The following is a 16,279-nucleotide window of genomic DNA, read 5'->3' as shown; positions in this document are numbered from 1 at the left end:
GGATGGTCGACGTCTCGGGCAAAGATGTCACCGCGCGTACCGCTCGGGCGACCGGGCGGGTGCTGGTCTCCCCGCGCGTCGTCGAGCTGCTGCGTGGCGAATCCCCCGAAGAGACCCTGCCCAAGGGAGACGCCCTCGCCACGGCCCGTATCGCCGGAATCATGGGCGCCAAGAAGACCCCGGAGCTCATCCCGCTCTGCCATCCGCTGGCGGTCTCCGGGGTGCAGGTCGATCTCGCCGTCACCGATGACGCGGTGGAGATCGCCGCCACGGTGAAGACGACAGACCGTACGGGTGTCGAGATGGAGGCCCTTACGGCCGTCTCCGTCGCAGCCCTGACGATCATCGACATGGTCAAGGCCGTCGACAAGGGCGCCGTCATTTCGGATCTCCGGGTCGAGGAGAAGACGGGTGGCAAGTCCGGCGACTGGACCCGCAAGTGAACCCCCCGAACCCACCGAACCCCCCGAACCCCCCGAACCCAGTGAATCCCCCGAAAGCCCTGGCCGTTACGGTCTCCAACCGCGCCTCCGCCGGTGTCTACGCCGACAAGGGCGGCCCGCTGCTCGTCGAGGGCCTGACCGCGATGGGCTTTACGGTCGACGGCCCGACCGTGGTGCCCGACGGCGATCCAGTCGAAGCGGTCCTGCGCGAGGCGGTCGCCGCGGGCTATGACGCCGTGGTCACCACCGGCGGAACCGGGCTTACGCCGATGGACCTCACCCCGGAGATGACGCGGCGGGTCCTGGACTACGAGATCCCCGGCATCCCCGAGGCGATCCGTGCCGTGGGCCGCGCCAAGGTTCCCACCGCCGCACTCTCCCGTGGCCTGGCGGGCGTCGCCGAACGTACCCTTGTGGTGAACCTTCCTGGCTCCTCGGGGGGCGTCAAGGACGGCTTGGCCGTCCTCGCCGGGCTCCTCCCGCACGCCGTCGACCAGCTGCACGGCGGCGATCACCCCAGAGGGGATGCCAACTGAACGCCGCATGGCCGGTTGAGCTGGCGGACGGCGATACGGCCCTCCGCCCCATAAGGCTGCGTGACCACCGTGCCTGGCGTGAGGTCAACCAACGCAACCGGGACTGGCTGCGCCCCTGGGAGGCCACCATCCCGCCGACCCCGCCGGGCCACTTCCCGCCGCAGCGCCCCACGTACCGGCAGATGGTGCGCCATCTGCGCGCCGAGGCGCACGCGGGCCGGATGCTGCCCTTCGTCATCACCTACCAGGGGCGGCTGGTCGGGCAGTTGACCGTCGCCGGAATCACCTGGGGCTCCATGTGCTCGGGCCATGTCGGGTACTGGATCGACCAGGCGGTCGCGGGCCGTGGCGTGACCCCGACGGCCGTCGCCCTCGCCGTCGACCACTGCTTCCGTGCGGTCGGGCTGCACCGTATCGAGGTGTGTATCCGGCCGGAGAACGGGCCGAGCCGCCGGGTCGTGGAGAAACTGGGTTTCCGGGAGGAGGGCGTCCGGCCGCGCTATCTGCATATTGATGGTGCTTGGCGGGACCATCTGGTCTATGCGCTGACCGCTGAGGAAGTCCCGGAAGGCCTGCTCACCCGCTGGCATCAGGTGCGGCCGGGAACACGGCAGAAATAAAATAAGTGTTCGATATTGGACGCCCGGCGAACATACCCCAACGCACATACGATGCACATCAATTGAGCACATTCGCGGTCAGCGATCTTCGTAATCACAAAAAATGTTCGAGATATCAGCCAGATCGTGCGACACACCGCGCCAATTGGCGGATGCTCTTGCCGAATCCCCTCTACCGTGTGTGACGTGAGCAGCAGCGGCCTCATCTACGCAGTCATCGTCGGGGCCTGGGCCGCCTACTTGGTGCCGATGTGGCTCCGTCGCCAGGATGAGTTGAATGACTCTCGTCCGACGGAACGCTTCAGCACCGCCATCCGACTGCTGTCCGGCCGGGCAGCGATGGAGCGGCGCCACGCCAGGGAACGGGCGGCGCGGGAGAACTCCCCCGTGTTGGCTACGGACGGTGACGATATCGGTGACCCGGGCGGCGCGCCCGACGCGCCCGACGTCCGGGCCTTCGCCGACCCCGCGAGCGCCGTGCACCCGGCCCCGGATCCGGTGACCGTCTCCGAGGCGCCGACCGAGCTGCACCACCGCCCGGAGCCGGCAGCCGACGACCGTGGCGACCGCGGTAAGCGGGCCAAGGTGCTCGCCCGGCGCCGCCGCACCACGATGGTGCTCTTCCTCGCCTTCACCCTCGGCGCGGTCATCGCCGCCGTCGGAGGTCTGGGCTTTCTGTGGGTCCCGGCGATCCCGGCCGTACTGCTGAGCGCGTACATCGTGCATCTGCGGGCCCAGGAGCGCCGGCGCTTCGCGGTGCGGCTCGACAAGCGCCGCGCGGAGGCCGCCGCGCGGCAGCTCCACGACCGCCGCCAGCGCCCCGCAGCGGGTATCGCCGAGCCGGATCCGGTCGTACGCGCCGAGGAACCGGCGCCCCCGCCCGCCACGCCCAGCGACGACCGGCGGGCACTGGTCGAGCAGACGGACCACGCCGAGTGGATCGACCAGCAGCGTGAGCGTGAGCGCGCCCAGCGGGAGGCGGACGGCTGGGAGCCGGTCCCCGTCCCGCTGCCCACCTATGTCAACGCCCCGGTCGCCCCGCGCACCGCCCCCGGCGTCGACCTCGACGCCTCCGACGCCTGGAGCTCAGCCCGCTCCACCACCGCGGACCCCACCCCCACCCCCGCCCCCACACCCCGTACCCCACCCCGCAAAACCCGCCACCGCGGGCGCACCCCCCTCTTCGACCAGTACGCGGACCAGGACCGCCCACGTGCCGCGAACGAGTGACTTCCGGTCTGTGACCAGCACCGGAATGGATTTCCGCGCACGCCAGCCAGAGTGCTACAGTTTCTCTCGTTCCAAGGGCCTGTGGCGCAGTTGGTAGCGCACCTCGTTCGCAACGAGGGGGTCAGGGGTTCGAATCCCCTCAGGTCCACACAGACAGACACAGACGGTGAGATCCCGCCCGATCATATCGATCGGGCGGGATCTTCGTATGCTCAGCGTCGTGCGAACCAGCGCTGGGGCACGGGAGCGGTGTTCTCGTAGATGTGCTTGGCCTGGCGGTACTCGGCGAGCCCTTCGTGGCCGAGCTCCCTGCCGATGCCGGAGCGTTTGAAGCCGCCCCATTCCGCCTGCGGCAGGTACGGGCCGAAGTCGTTGATCCACACCGTGCCGTGCCGCAACCGCCGCGCCACCCGCTCGGCCCGGGCGGCGTCCGCGGTCCATACGGCACCGGCGAGCCCGTAGTCGGTGTGGTTGCCGAGTTCGATGGCGCGGTCCTCGTCGGTGAAGCGCTCCACGGTCAGGATGGGCCCGAAGGTCTCCTCCTGCACGATGCGCATGTCCGGCGTGCAGTCGTCGAACACCGTCGGCCGGTAGAAGAAGCCGTCGCGCAGTCCGGGCTCATCGGGGCGCTTGCCGCCCGCGATCAGCTTCGCGCCCTCCCGGATGCCGAGCTCCACATAGGACTCGACCTTGTCCCGGTGACCGGCGGACACGAGCGGGCCGCTCTCGGTGTCCTCGTCCAGGCCATTGCCGAGCCGGATTCGCTCGGCCCGGTCAACCAGTTCGGCGACGAAAGCGTCGTGCAACGTGTCTTCCACGATGAGCCGGGTGCCTGCCGAGCACACCTGCCCGGCATGGAAGAAGACGGCCATCAACGCGTAGTCGATCGCGGCCTCAAAATCGGCGTCGGCGAAGACGATGTTGGGGTTCTTGCCGCCGAGCTCAAGGGCGACGTTCTTCACGGTCCCGGCCGCCGAGCGCATGATCATCTGACCGGTCTCCAGGCCGCCGGTGAAGGACACCAGGTCAACCTGGGGGCTTTCCACCAGCGGCGCACCGGCCGTCGCGCCCGCACCGAGTACGAGGTTGACCACTCCGGCGGGCGCACCGGCCTCCTCGATCAGCTCCACCATCTTGATGGTGCTCAGGGGGGTGATCTCGCTGGGCTTGATCACCATGGTGTTACCCGCGGCCAGCGCGGGCGCCACCTTCCATGACGCCTGCAGCAGCGGGTAGTTCCAGGGGGTGATCAATGCGCACACGCCGACCGGCTCGTAGACGACACGGCTGCGGATGCTCGGGTCGCCCGCGTCCACCACCCGTCCGGAGTCGGTCTCGGCCTGGCCCGCGTAGTAGCGGAACACCGCGGTCACGTCGTCGACGTCGATACCGCCCTCGACGAGCGTCTTGCCGGTGTCCAGCGTTTCCAGCCGGGCGATCTCCGCCCGGTCCCGCTGCAGGTACTCGGCCACCCGGTGCAGCAGCTCGGAACGCTGCCGCGGGGTCCAAGAGGGCCATACGCCGCTGTCGAACGCGGCCCTCGCCGCGGCCACGGCCGCCCGCGCGTCCGTTTCGCCGCCCTCATCCACCGTTTGGACCACGGACTGGTCGTAGGGGTTGAGGACATCGCGCGTGGCGCCGCCCGATGCGGCCACCCACTTTCCGCCGATAAACAGACTGGACGTAAGCATTCCTTTCCCGGTTGAACCAAATGCAGCTACACCGTTGCACTCTGTTGCACGCTGGGTTGCACGTTCGGAATCGTCACTCTCTATGTTAGTCCCGTAACACTGTGCAGTGCAATGAATCCGAGGAGCGGCATGGGCCAGGCGGAGTACGACTACATCATTGTCGGTGGTGGCTCGGCGGGCTGTGCGCTGGCTAATCGGCTGAGCGCGGACCCGGGCAATAGAGTCCTGGTGCTGGAGGCGGGCCGGCCGGACTGGATCTGGGACATTCTCACGCACATGCCGGCCGCGCTGACGATGGTCATCGGTAACCGGTTTTACGACTGGTGCTACGTCTCCGAACCGGAGCCTTTCATGGACGGCAGGCGAGTCAGCCAGGGCCGCGGCAAGCTGCTCGGCGGGTCGAGCTCCATCAATGGGATGATTTTTCAGCGCGGTAATCCGCTGGACCTGGAGCGCTGGGCATCCGACCCGGGCATGGAAAGCTGGGACTACGCGCACTGCCTGCCGTATTTCAAGCGGATGGAACACTGCGTGGCCGGGGTCGACGAGTGGCGCGGCCAGGGCGGTCCGCTGTGGCTGGAACGCGGGCCGGCGGCCAACCCGCTGTTCTCCGTGTTCCTGGAGGCGGCGCAGCAGGCCGGCCACCCGCTGACCTCCGATGTCAACGGCTACCGGCAGGAAGGGTTCGCCGCCTTCGACCGCAACATCAAGCGGGGGCGGCGGTGGTCGGCCGCCCGCGCCTATCTGCACCCGGTAAAGAAGCGGCCGAACCTGACGGTGCGGTGTTTCTCCCAGGTGGACCGGGTGCTGTTCGAAGGCAAGCGGGCGGTAGGTGTGGCCTACCGCCGGTGGGGCCGGCAACGCCGACGGGCCTACGGCGGCGAGGTGATTCTCTGCGGCGGCGCCATCAACACACCGCAACTGCTGCAATTGTCCGGGGTCGGCAACCCCGACGAGCTCACGCCGCTGGGCATCGAGATGGTGCACGCGTTGCCCGGTGTCGGTGAGAACCTGCAGGATCACCTGGAGGTCTACGTACAGCACGCGTGCAAGCAGCCGGTGACGTACAACCCGGCTATCAAGTGGAGTCACCGGCCCAGAATCGGTCTGCAGTGGATCCTGTTCCGTACCGGGCCCGCAGCCACCAACCATTTCGAGGCGGGTGGGTTCGCGCGCAGCAATGATGTGGTGGACTACCCGAATCTGATGTTTCACTTCCTGCCGATCGCGGTGCGCTACGACGGCACCCCGGTGGGCGCCGAGCACGGCTATCAGGTGCACATTGGACCGATGTACTCCGATGTGCGCGGGTCGGTGAAAATCAAGTCCCCGGATCCCAAGGTGTATCCGGCGCTGCGGTTCAACTACCTCTCCACGCCCAACGACCGGAAAGAGTGGGTGGAGGCGATTCATGTCGCGCGGGAAATCCTGAAACAGCCCGCCTTCGCCGACTACGACGCGGGCGAACTCTCCCCCGGCCCTGAGGTCAACACGGACGAGGAAATCCTGGACTGGGTTGCTCGCGACGCCGAGACCGCCTACCACCCGTCCTGCACCGCGCGCATGGGCATCGACGAGATGTCCGTGGTGGACCCAACCTCCATGCGGGTGCACGGTGTCGACGGGCTGCGGGTGGTCGACGCCTCCGCGATGCCCTACCTCACCAACGGCAACATCTATGCACCAGTGATGATGCTCGCCGAGAAAGCCGCCGACCTCATCCTCGGCAACACCCCATTGCCGCCGTCCACCGTCGGCTTCTACCGGCACCGCGCCCAGGAGCAGGAGGGTTAGACCGTGTCGACCGGCGGAGAGAGCGGCAACGCAGCGGAACAGGAAAGCCCCGGAACAGCAGTCACGACACCACCCGGAGAAAGCCGGCTCAAGCCCCTCGTCTTCATCGGGTCCTCCGTACTGATCCTCGCCCTCTCGGTCTGGGCGATCATCACCCCGGTAGGCGCCGAGAACACCATTGGCATCGTGGTGGGGTGGATCTCCGAGGGATTCGGCTGGTACTACTTCCTCGCCGCCACCTTGTATCTGGTTTTCGTGGTGTTCGTGGGCGTGTCCCGATACGGAACCATCAAGCTGGGGCCGCAGCACTCCAGACCCGACTACGGGCTGTTCGCATGGGGCACCATGCTGTTCGCGGCGGGCATCGGTATCGACCTGATGTTCTTCTCCGTCGCCGGGCCGGTCAGCCACTACCTCGCACCGCCCGAGGGCACCCCGGAGACCATTGAGGCAGCCCGGCAGGGGGTGGTGTGGACGCTGTTCCACTACGGCATCAGCGGATGGGCGATGTACGCGCTGATGGGCATGGCACTGGGCTACTTCTCCTTCCGCTACCGCCTTCCTCTGGCCATCCGCTCGGCGCTGTACCCGATCATCGGCCGCCGTATCCACGGCCGGATCGGTGACACGGTCGACCTCGCGGCCATCGTCGGCACGGTTATGGGTATCTCCGTGTCGCTCGGAATCGGCGTCGTGCAACTGAACTTCGGGCTGAACTTCCTCTTCAACGTGCCCGAAGGAATCGCCGCGCAGATCGGGCTGATCCTCGTCGCCGTGTTCATCGCCACGGTGTCCGCCGTGGCCGGGGTGGACCGGGGCATCAGGCGGCTGTCCGAGCTCAATATCGTGCTCGCCATCGTTCTGATGCTCTACATGCTGGTCGTCGGCGGCCCGATCCGGCTGCTCAACAGTCTCATCCTCAACATCGGGGACTACCTCAGCCGTTTCCCCTCGATGACCCTGAACACTTTCGCCTACGACCCGCCGACCGATTGGCTCAATGCCTGGACGCTGTTCTTCTGGGCCTGGTGGGTCGCGTGGGCGCCATTCGTGGGGCTGTTCCTGGCCAGGATCTCGCGCGGCCGTACCATCCGGCAGTTTGTCGCGGCGACGCTGATCATCCCGTTCCTCTTTACGCTGACCTTCCTTTCCGTCTTCGGCAACAGCGCGCTGAGCGTGGTGCGGGCCGGCAACACCGCGTTCGGCGAGAGGGCCATGAACGCCCCCGAACAGGGCTTCTACGGGCTGCTCGACCAGTATCCCGGGGTCCTGTTCAGCGCCGGACTGGCCACCTTCGTCGGGCTGCTGCTCTACGTCACCTCCGCGGACTCCGGTGCCCTGGTGATCAGTAACCTCAGCTCGCATCTGCCCACCCCCATCACCGACGCCGCCCCGTGGCTGCGCATTTTCTGGGTATCGGCGACCGGGCTGCTCACCCTTGCCATGCTCATCGTGGGAGGCGTGGACGCGCTGACCAACGCGACCATCATCATGGGCCTGCCGTTCTCCTTCGTGATGTTCCTCATCATCTGGGGCCTGTACAAGGCACTGCGCATTGAACGGATGCGGGAAAACGCGTCGAGCACCTCCCTGCCGTCGTCGCTGTCCGGACGGACCACGGCCCGCGGCGCAGCGGCGGAGAGGAACTGGCGCCAGCGGCTCGCGCGGGCGATGGCCTTCCCGGGCAAACGAGCGGCCACCAGATTCGTCGACGAGGTCTGCCGCCCGGCGTTCCAGGACGTCGCCGAGGAGCTACGCCAGCAAGGCACGGACGCATCGGTCACCGAAGGGACCGACGAGGACATGGGGCTGCCGCACCTGGGGCTCCGGGTGCCGATCAGCCGGAAAGAGGAATTCCTCTACCGGGTATGGCCGGTCGAAGTGCCCACCCCGGCCTTCGCTGTCCGAGTGGTTACCGAGCATGACACCTACGTCCGCTTCGAAGTCCACCTCGCCGAGGGCAGCCAGGGCTACAACGTGATGGGCTACAGCAAGGAACAGCTCATCGGCGACATTCTCGACCAGTACGAGCGGCACCTGGAATTCCTGCGCCTCCACCGGGAAGCGACCGCCCGCTCATCCCTGCCCGACCACCGCCCCGACACGGCCGAGGTCCACCTGCCCGAGGAGGAACGCTGACGTCCGCGACGGCCGTTGAGCCACCGGCGGCCGCCGACGGACCTCCTTGCGGTGTTGGTCAGGCTGAAGTGACCGCGGGGAGAGGGCGACGTGGTGTGCAGAGTGAGACGACTGACTCCTGACCGTAATCGCATGAGCTCCCGGCCCGGGTTTCGGTTTCCGTTTCAGTTCATCGGGCTCTTCTGGCCGGAACGTCCTACCTTGGTAGTATTCAGCTGTCCCCAAGCCTGGGGGAGATCATGGAAACCGGTTTTCTCAAACCGCTCTTCGACCGTCCGGGCCCATGGGCCTCCGTGTACATCGACACATCGCGTACGACCGAGGACGCCGCCCGGCAGCAGAAACTCCGGGAGCGTGCCGTTGCCTCGCAGCTCATCGATGAGGGCGCGGACGCCTACACCTGTCGCGCGGTGATGGACCGGCTCGCTCACGAGGACGTCTCCGGGACGCCTCCTGGCCGGGCGCTCTTCGCCACGGGCGCCGAGGTCGTGCTGGATCTTCCGCTGGCCGTATCCCCGCAGACCGAGGCCTTCTGGTCGATGCTGCCGCATGTCGCGCCGCTGGCGGGTCTGCACGTCGATGAGCCGACGTGTCTGGTGGCGTATATCGACAGCACCGGCGCCGATCTGGAGCTGTGGGAATCCTATCGGCGCGAGCCCCTGGGCCAGGCTCAGAGAAGGGAATGGCAGGGGCGTGGGCACCGCAGCATCCCTGCGGACCGGTACGAGTGGCATTACCAGAACAAGGTGGAGAACGGCCTGAACCAGACGGCGGACATCGTCGCCGCCGAGCTCGACCGGCGCTGGCCGGAGGCCGGGGCGCAGCTGCTGGTCCTGGCCGGTGAGTCGCGTGAACGGCGGGCCGTCCGTAACCGGCTGCCCGAGCCGATCCGTGCCGTCACCGTGGAGGCGGAGAACGGCAGCAGGTCCCCCGGCGCCTCGAAGAGCCGGCTGAGCGAGCAGGTCGTGCAGGCCCGGGAGAAGTACGCCCGCGAGCAGCTGGAGGACGCCGTCAGCCGCTTCCGTACCGGACGGGGCCGGCCCGGTGAACACCGGACGGCCGGTGTCGACACCGGCCCCGGTCAGGCGGCTGAGGGGGCGCCCGCGGTGGTTGAGGCGGCCCGTGGCCGCCAGGTGGCCACCCTGCTCCTCGGTGAGGACGGGCCCGACACCGGCAGGGAGGTCTGGATCGGGCCCAGCCCCGAGCAGGTCGCGGTGCAGCGCTCCGAGGCGCGGGCGATGGGCGTGGCCCAGCCGGAGCGGGCCCGCGCGGATGACGCGCTCATACGCGCCGCCGCCGCAGCCGACGCCGATGTGCTGCTGGTGCCCGGAGATGTAGCGGCCGGTCCGGTGGGCGGGCTCGGTGCGGTTCTGCGGTGGGTCGTATGAGTATGCCGGGCATGCAAGGCGGCGCGGCCCGCTCCGTGGCCCATCAGCTCTTCGCCGCGCATCTGGTATCGGGGCGTATGGCGCCCGGCGAAGAGGTCGGGCTGCGCGTCGACCAGACCCTCACCCAGGACGCCACCGGCACCCTGGTGATGCAGGAGCTGGAAGCGCTGGGCCTGGACCGGGTCCGTACCGAGGTGAGCGTGCAGTACGTCGACCACAACATCCTGCAGGCCGACGAGCGCAATGCCGAGGACCATATCTTCCTGCGGTCCGCCTGCCGCCGCTTCGGCCTGTGGTATTCCAAGCCGGGCAACGGGGTCTCGCACCCCACCCATATGCAGCGGTTCGGCATCCCCGGCAAGACGCTCGCCGGGTCCGATTCGCACACCTGTGCCGCCGGCTCGCTCGGCATGCTGGCGGTTGGCGTCGGCGGTCTTGAGGTAGCCCTGGCCATGACCGGGCAGCCGCTCCATCTGCGGATGCCGCACATCTGGGGCGTACGGCTGACGGGGGAGCTGCCGCCCTGGGTCAGCGCCAAGGACGTCATCCTGGAGATGCTGCGCCGCCACGGGGTGAAGGGAGCCGTCGACCGGGTTCTGGAGTACTACGGTCCCGGGCTGGCCGGACTGTCCGCGATGGACCGGCATGTCATCGCCAATATGGGCGCCGAGCTGGGGGCCACCGCCACCGTCTTCCCCGCCGACGACGCCGTTCGCGCGTTCTTGCGCATGGAGGGCCGGGAGGAGGACTTCACCGAGATCACCGCCGAGCCAGGGGCTCACTACGATCTGGATGAGGAAATCGACCTGTCGACACTGGAGCCGCTGATCGCCCGGCCGAGCTCGCCCGGCAATGTCGTTCCCGTACGGGAAGCGGCGGGCGAACCGGTCTCCCAGGTCGTCGTGGGGTCCTCGGCCAACCCGGGGCTGCGCGACTTCGCCGTCACCGCCGCCATGGTCCATGGACGCCAGACAGCTGATGGGGTGAGCTTCGACGTCAACCCCACCTCCCGGGAGATCCTCCAGGACCTCACCCGAATGGGTGCCACCTTTAACCTGATCACCGCTGGAGCCCGGCTCCACCAGAGCGGCTGCCTGGGGTGTATCGGCATGGGCCAGGCACCGGCCGTCGGGCACAATTCGCTGCGGACCTTCCCGCGTAACTTCCCCGGCCGCTCTGGTACCGAGGAAGACGCGGTCTGGCTGTGCTCCCCGGAGACGGCCGCGGCCTCCGCGCTGACCGGGGTCATCACCGATCCGCGCGACTGGGCCGCCCAGGCCAGGATGAGCCCGCCCGACCTCCGGCTGCCCGAGCGAGCCGCGATCAACACCGCCGCGCTGGAACCGCCCCCGCCCCCGGACATCGCCACCGGTGTGTCCCTCGAACGGGGCCCCAATATCTCCGCCCTCCCCGAGCTGGACCCGCTCCCGGACACCCTGGAGGGGCCGGTCCTGCTCAAGGCGGACGACAATGTCTCCACCGACGAGATCTCCCCGGCGGGAGCCAAGGCACTGCCCTTCCGCTCGAACATCCCGAAACTCGCCGAGTTCTCCTTCACCCGCCTCGACCCCGACTACCCACGCCGGGCAGCGGAAGCGGGCGGGGCGCACTTTGTCGTGGGCGGTGACAACTACGGGCAGGGCTCCTCCCGCGAGCACGCCGCGATCGCCCCGCGCTATCTGGGGCTGCGGGCCGTGCTCAGCAAGTCCTTCGCCCGCATCCACTGGCAGAATCTCGCGAACTACGGTGTCCTCGCCCTGGAATTCGACGATCCCGGCGACTGGGAGCGCATCGCGGTAGGTGACCAGTTGCGCCTGGCGGGACTGCACGCCTCACTCGCGCCGGACGCCGAACCGACGCTGCGGGTGCGCAACGCCACCCAGGGTGAGGACTACGCGGTGCACCACCGGCTCTCACCACGCCAGCGCCAGACGGTGCTCGCGGGCGGCGTCATTCCCGCACTCGCCGAGGACGTGCGCCGCTAGCCCAGCTAGTTCCGTGAGTCCCGCACGTCCCTCCAGCCCGCGGTCAGGTCTTGTGCAGGTCGTGCGGGCTGAAGACGGCGTGGGTGCCGCTGCCCTGGGCCGAGTTGAGCACACGTTTCCGGTTCATCCGGGCGCAGTAGCCGATGACCCGTCCGCCCAGGACCGGCACCATAAGATCCCGGAAATACGTCCCGTCGTTCGTGCCGACGGCCGATGGCGTGACGCGCTCCTGGATCAGCCAGCCCCGGCGCGCGGGATCCCGGACCAGGCCTGACCATACGTCGGCGGGCGTCTCCGCCCCCAGTACCACCGACGTGCCATGGCGGCTGTACGGCGCCTTTATGATCAGCCGGGTCCGTTCGTTGATCGCTTCCGTCTCGCTGATACCGTCCCCCAGTTTGCGGCTGTACGGCACCAGGGCGTCCAGCGTGGCGCGTTGCGGCGGGGTGAACAGCCGCCGGAAGCGGGGGTCGGAGAGCGCCGCCAGGCACAGCTTGTTCTCCGCGACCCAGCGTGCGGCAAGTGCGTTCGGGGCTACGAGCTGGCCGTCGGTCATCCGGGCACAGAACGTTTCCCAGCGTTCCACCTCACGCGGGTCCTCGGGGATGTACTTGAGGTAGCCCAGCCGCAGGCTCTTTACGTGGTCGATCGCGGAAGGTTCCGTCTCCACCGGTGTGCGTCCCCGGCCCCGCAACTGCGCACGCAGCTGGTTGAACTCAAACTTCAGGCTCAGGCGTTCGTGGAACAGCCCCACACGGCTGCTCTCGTCCTCGCGCACTCCCCGTACCCGCCCGTAGTCGATCAGCCAGTCGGCGAACCACCCCGGTCGTTCGAACGGAGCCTGGGGCACCTCCCACTCGGCCAGCAGTGTGCCGAGCGAGGACTGACGGCAGAAGCGATTGAGCATCCCGGAGGAGACGACTCCACCCGGGCTGCTCGCGTTGAACTCCAGGACCCGCGTCGAGCTCAGCGTGTCACCGAGCAGATCCAGCCGGCAGAAGTCGACCCGCAGCTGCTCCGGAGCCGGATGCCGCAGAATCCACCGGTGCAGCACCGGTGGCACATCGAGGAAATCCTGGAGTTCCGGGTCATCCGGGTACCGCTGGATCAGCTGCTCCAGGCAGGCCACGGCCGTCTGCGCCCGGCGCCGCAGCGCCGGCTCGGCCCGCCGGTGCAGTGCTGCGACAGCGGGCATCACGGGGTAGGGGTCACTGCTCGGCCCTGTCCGGAGCGTCCCCACCTTGTACAGCCGCTCCGTGAGAATCCGGGACCGTACCTGCTCCAGGGCGTCCACGACACGCCCAGCCGCCGGGTGGGTATGCCCCGGCGCCCCGGGCAGTACGACCAGATCCCGCTCCGGGTCGAACAACGGCACCTCGTTGTCATCTGTGATCACGTTCGATCAACGACGATCCAAGTCGGGGGATGCGCCCATACGGCCGGGCGTGGTAAGCCGCTGGCTAAACTCGGCGGATGGACAGCCCCCTCAGCACTCCCTTCGGTTCCTTCGAGGGCGCGTGGCCAGCGGTGCGGCGGCCCGAACTGGTGGCACGCCCCGTGGCCGACGCGCTGGAGAAGTGGGCGGCCGCGGCGCCGGTGGAGTCGGTGCTTGTCGTGGACACCGACCCGGACAAGGCCGACACCGCGGCCTTCTGCGAGGCCTATGACGTAGCGGCCGACGTCTCCGCGAACTGTGTGGTGGTCGCGGCCAAGCGTGGTCAGCAGACCACGCTCGCCGCATGCGTCGTGCTCGCGACCACCCAGCTCGATGTCAACAGGACGGTCCGCAAACACCTCGGCGCCCGCAAGGCGTCGTTCGCCGCCATGGATATGGCTGTCGCCGAGACCGGCATGGAATACGGCGGCATCACGCCCATCGGCTTGCCCGGTGACTGGCCCCTGCTGGTCGATGAGGCCGTCACCGCGACCCCCCATGTTCTGATCGGCAGCGGTCTGCGCCGCGGCAAGCTCATCGTGCCCGGCAGCGCACTGGGCGAGCTCCCCGGTGCGGAAACCATCGCCGGGCTGGGTAAATGAGGCGAACGAGCCAAACGAGTCAAGCGAGACGAACGAGACGAACGATGTAAATGATACGAACGGGCAATCAGCGGTGACCGAGGATGAAGGCGAAGCGGTCCGGGAACTCCAGCTGGGGGCTGGGGTGTTCCTCGGCGATCTCCTCCAGGCCGCTGCTGAGCTCGGTGTCGGAGAACGTGGACAGCACGGACATCCAGCGGTTGGCTACCAGCCGTAGCCAGCGGTCCCGTTCAATGGAGACGGGAAACTCCTCGATGGTGGTGGTCGCTTTCAGCCCCGCCTTGCGCAGTGCGGCGGCGACCGACTCGGGCTCGGGCTGGCCGGCGGCGAAGCGGTCCAGCGCCGTCTGAAAGAGCGGATACTTGAGCTGCGGCGGAAGCGTCACAATGAGGACGCGGCCGTCGGCGGACAGCTGGTCGGCCAGACCCACCAGGGTGTGGTCCAGGTCGGTGAAGTGGTGCACCGCCTCCTTGATCACGAGAGCGTCAACGGTGTCGCACGGCAGCTCCACCTGCCCCGCGGCCAACTCCTCCGCCGTGGCCTGAACCGGGTGCAGGCGAGGGTCCTGTGGCAGCCGGGCGAGCATCGCCGCCGAAGGGTCGACGCATACCACCGGGGTTTGCTCCGTCGCGTACGGCAGCAGACGGCGCAGGAACAGGCCGGTGCCCGCTCCGATGTCGGCGATCCACTCCCCGGGGCTGACGCGCAGCCGACGGCTGATGTGTTCCTCCATCCAGTCCAGGTACGCGGGGCGGTGGCCCCACGTGTCGTCGTAGGTGTCCGCGAGCTGTGTGTAGTGGTGCTGGAGCTGCTCATCCACGTGGCAGTCTGACCTTCCTCACGAATACAACACGGGCGGGCCCATCGATCCCCCACAGTCTTGCCAGCTTCGGGGGCTGGTTATGCGTGGCGCGGCAGCCGGAGGGTGTCCTTTACAGCAGCTTGGCGAAACAGCGGGAGTCGTCGTAGTCGCGATAGAAGCCGAACTTCTTGACGGGCTCGTAGCCGCTGGAGGTGTACAGCTCTATTGCCTCAGGCTGCTTGATGCCGGTCTCCAGGACCATCCGGACGCGTCCCGCCGCCCGTGCGCTCTCCTCCAGCACGGCGAGGATCTTCCGGGCCAGACCCTGGCCACGGGCCCCGGGTATGACGTACATCCGCTTGATCTCGGCATCACCGTCCGAGTAGCCCTCGCCGTTACGCTCCTGGCTCCGCCAGCCACCGGTGCCGACCGGCCGCCCCGAGTCGTCGTACACCAGCACAAACAGACCGTTCGGGGGCTCGAACATTTCCGGGCTCAATGGGGAGATATCGCCCCCGCTCGCATAGCGCTCGGCGTACTCCAGCTGCACTTCGGCGTCGAGCTTCTGTGCGTCGGGGTGGTCGTAACCCGCGGTCACAATCTGCATTCCTGCATCGTAGGTATGGTGCCGGAATGTTCAAGGTGTCGTCCGTAAACGTGAATGGGCTGCGAGCCGCGGCCAAGAAGGGCTATGCGGAGTGGCTGGCGGCCACCGAGGCGGATGTGATCTGCCTCCAGGAGGTCCGCGCCGAACCGCATCAGCTCGCCGATGAGGTGCGCGAGCCGGACGGCTGGCATGTCTCCTACGCGCCGGCCGCCGCCAAAGGCCGGGCGGGCGTGGCCCTGCTCACCCGCCGGGAGCCGGACCGGGTGCGGGTGGGCTTCGGGGTGACGGAGTTCGAAGAGTCCGGCCGCTATCTGGAGGCCGACCTTCCAGGTGTGACGGTCGCCAGCCTCTACCTCCCCTCCGGTGAGGTCGGCACCGAGCGGCAGGAGGAGAAGGAACGCTTTATGGCTGCCTTCTTCCCCTATCTCAAGGAGCTCCGGGAGCGCGCGGCGGCCGACGGCCGCGAGGTGCTGGTCTGCGGCGACTGGAATATCGCCCACCAGGAGGCCGACCTGAAGAACTGGAAGGCCAACCGCAAGAACGCCGGGTTTCTGCCGGAGGAGCGGGAGTGGATGTCCCGGATCTTCACCGAGACCGACGGCGGCTATGTCGATGTCGTACGCCAGCTCCACCCCGGCCAGGCGGGCCCGTACTCCTGGTGGTCCTACCGTGGCCGCGCCTTCGACAACGACAGCGGCTGGCGGATCGACTATCAGGTGGCGACGGGCGGCCTGGCGAAGCGGGCGCTGAAGGCCGAGGTGGAGCGGGCGCCCAGCCACACGGCACGGTGGAGCGACCATGCGCCGGTCACGGTGACGTTCGACTTGGCCGGAGCGGCGTAGCCGGGCGCGTGCGGGCCTCCGGCAGCCGGGTGAGTTCTCCCCTAACCCGGCCCCTTCCCGAAACTGGGGGCTCCGCCCCCAGGCCCCGTTGTGCCCACCCGTGCCGCCCCTCTGGGGGTCCCCCCGGACGAAGTCTGGGGGAGGCCCGAGTGCCCACAACGGGGG

Annotated in this window: 14 protein-coding genes and 1 tRNA gene; 11 read left to right on the top strand and 4 right to left on the bottom strand. The window is 68.2% G+C overall.

What is annotated here, in order from left to right; genetic code table 11:
* The first annotated feature begins 2 nt into the window (after positions 1–2).
* From moaC to test1122_RS09255, 5 genes are all read left to right on the top strand, one after another.
* Positions 3–443 (top strand): cyclic pyranopterin monophosphate synthase MoaC, encoded by a 441-nt coding sequence (moaC, locus tag test1122_RS09275; protein WP_232271843.1) that lies wholly within the window; start codon positions 3–5, stop codon positions 441–443.
* A 41-nt stretch (positions 444–484) separates the two neighbouring features.
* Positions 485–979 (top strand): MogA/MoaB family molybdenum cofactor biosynthesis protein, encoded by a 495-nt coding sequence (locus test1122_RS09270; protein ID WP_232268680.1) that lies wholly within the window; start codon positions 485–487, stop codon positions 977–979.
* Positions 976–1,599 (top strand): GNAT family N-acetyltransferase, encoded by a 624-nt coding sequence (locus test1122_RS09265; RefSeq protein WP_232271842.1) that lies wholly within the window; start codon positions 976–978, stop codon positions 1,597–1,599. The genes test1122_RS09270 and test1122_RS09265 overlap by 4 nt, the downstream gene beginning before the upstream one ends.
* 186 nt (positions 1,600–1,785) lie before the next feature.
* Positions 1,786–2,829, top strand: a complete 1,044-nt coding sequence (sepX, locus tag test1122_RS09260) for a divisome protein SepX/GlpR (protein WP_232268679.1) — start codon at positions 1,786–1,788, stop codon at positions 2,827–2,829.
* 75 nt (positions 2,830–2,904) lie between these two features.
* Positions 2,905–2,977, top strand: a tRNA-Ala gene (locus test1122_RS09255).
* Between the two features lie 64 nt (positions 2,978–3,041).
* Here the strand turns inward: test1122_RS09255 and test1122_RS09250 are convergent.
* Complete coding sequence (locus test1122_RS09250) at positions 3,042–4,520, bottom strand: aldehyde dehydrogenase family protein (protein WP_232268678.1); 1,479 nt, start codon at positions 4,518–4,520, stop codon at positions 3,042–3,044.
* Positions 4,521–4,649: 129 nt separating this feature from the next.
* On the opposite strand from test1122_RS09250, the gene betA reads away from it, so the two are divergent.
* The 4 genes from betA (at position 4,650) to test1122_RS09230 (ending at position 11,826) form a co-directional block, all read left to right on the top strand.
* Positions 4,650–6,314: a choline dehydrogenase gene (betA, locus tag test1122_RS09245; protein ID WP_232271841.1), complete on the top strand. Its 1,665-nt coding sequence runs from the start codon at positions 4,650–4,652 to the stop codon at positions 6,312–6,314.
* Positions 6,315–6,317: 3 nt separating this feature from the next.
* Positions 6,318–8,453 carry a choline BCCT transporter BetT gene (gene betT, locus test1122_RS09240; RefSeq protein ID WP_277879817.1) on the top strand — a complete coding sequence of 712 codons (2,136 nt, stop codon included), beginning with the start codon at positions 6,318–6,320 and terminating at the stop codon, positions 8,451–8,453.
* Positions 8,454–8,692: 239 nt separating this feature from the next.
* Positions 8,693–9,841, top strand: coding sequence for a baeRF2 domain-containing protein (locus test1122_RS09235; protein ID WP_232268677.1), 1,149 nt, complete (start codon positions 8,693–8,695; stop codon positions 9,839–9,841).
* Complete coding sequence (locus test1122_RS09230) at positions 9,838–11,826, top strand: aconitate hydratase (protein ID WP_422396956.1); 1,989 nt, start codon at positions 9,838–9,840, stop codon at positions 11,824–11,826. Before test1122_RS09235 ends, test1122_RS09230 begins: the two co-directional genes overlap by 4 nt.
* Before the next feature lie 43 nt (positions 11,827–11,869).
* Here test1122_RS09230 and test1122_RS09225 read toward each other — a convergent pair whose 3' ends face one another.
* Positions 11,870–13,222 (bottom strand): hypothetical protein, encoded by a 1,353-nt coding sequence (locus test1122_RS09225; protein WP_232268676.1) that lies wholly within the window; start codon positions 13,220–13,222, stop codon positions 11,870–11,872.
* A 77-nt stretch (positions 13,223–13,299) separates the two neighbouring features.
* Here test1122_RS09225 and test1122_RS09220 point away from each other — a divergent pair, with 77 nt between their 5' ends.
* Positions 13,300–13,863 carry a YbaK/EbsC family protein gene (locus test1122_RS09220; protein WP_232268675.1) on the top strand — a complete coding sequence of 188 codons (564 nt, stop codon included), beginning with the start codon at positions 13,300–13,302 and terminating at the stop codon, positions 13,861–13,863.
* A 67-nt stretch (positions 13,864–13,930) separates the two neighbouring features.
* On the opposite strand, the gene test1122_RS09215 is transcribed toward test1122_RS09220, so the two are convergent.
* Together test1122_RS09215 and test1122_RS09210 are read right to left on the bottom strand one after the other, a co-directional pair.
* On the bottom strand, positions 13,931–14,683 hold the full coding sequence (locus test1122_RS09215; protein WP_232268674.1) for a class I SAM-dependent methyltransferase: 753 nt from the start codon (positions 14,681–14,683) through the stop codon (positions 13,931–13,933).
* Between the two features lie 112 nt (positions 14,684–14,795).
* A complete protein-coding gene (locus test1122_RS09210) occupies positions 14,796–15,272 on the bottom strand; it encodes a GNAT family N-acetyltransferase (protein WP_232268673.1) in 477 nt (158 codons plus the stop codon).
* A gap of 26 nt (positions 15,273–15,298) precedes the next feature.
* On the opposite strand from test1122_RS09210, the gene test1122_RS09205 reads away from it, so the two are divergent.
* Positions 15,299–16,114 (top strand): exodeoxyribonuclease III, encoded by an 816-nt coding sequence (locus tag test1122_RS09205; RefSeq protein WP_232268672.1) that lies wholly within the window; start codon positions 15,299–15,301, stop codon positions 16,112–16,114.
* Positions 16,115–16,279 lie beyond the last annotated feature (165 nt).

This window comes from Streptomyces gobiensis, from assembly GCF_021216675.1.
GTDB classification, from domain to species: Bacteria; Actinomycetota; Actinomycetes; order Streptomycetales; family Streptomycetaceae; genus Streptomyces; species Streptomyces gobiensis.
Note: the sequence above shows the minus strand (reverse complement) of the source record. Positions and strands in the feature narration are given on the sequence as shown.

Excerpts from the sequence above, each read along its gene's own strand:
- moaC (WP_232271843.1), top strand. The coding sequence starts at position 3 with ATGGTCGACGTCTCGGGCAAAGATGTCACCGCGCGTACCGCTCGGGCG.
- test1122_RS09250 (WP_232268678.1), bottom strand. The coding sequence starts at position 4,520 with ATGCTTACGTCCAGTCTGTTTATCGGCGGAAAGTGGGTGGCCGCATCG.
- betA (WP_232271841.1), top strand. The coding sequence starts at position 4,650 with ATGGGCCAGGCGGAGTACGACTACATCATTGTCGGTGGTGGCTCGGCG.
- test1122_RS09235 (WP_232268677.1), top strand. The coding sequence starts at position 8,693 with ATGGAAACCGGTTTTCTCAAACCGCTCTTCGACCGTCCGGGCCCATGG.
- test1122_RS09230 (WP_422396956.1), top strand. The coding sequence starts at position 9,838 with ATGAGTATGCCGGGCATGCAAGGCGGCGCGGCCCGCTCCGTGGCCCAT.
- test1122_RS09220 (WP_232268675.1), top strand. The coding sequence starts at position 13,300 with ATGGACAGCCCCCTCAGCACTCCCTTCGGTTCCTTCGAGGGCGCGTGG.
- test1122_RS09210 (WP_232268673.1), bottom strand. The coding sequence starts at position 15,272 with ATGCAGATTGTGACCGCGGGTTACGACCACCCCGACGCACAGAAGCTC.
- test1122_RS09205 (WP_232268672.1), top strand. The coding sequence starts at position 15,299 with ATGTTCAAGGTGTCGTCCGTAAACGTGAATGGGCTGCGAGCCGCGGCC.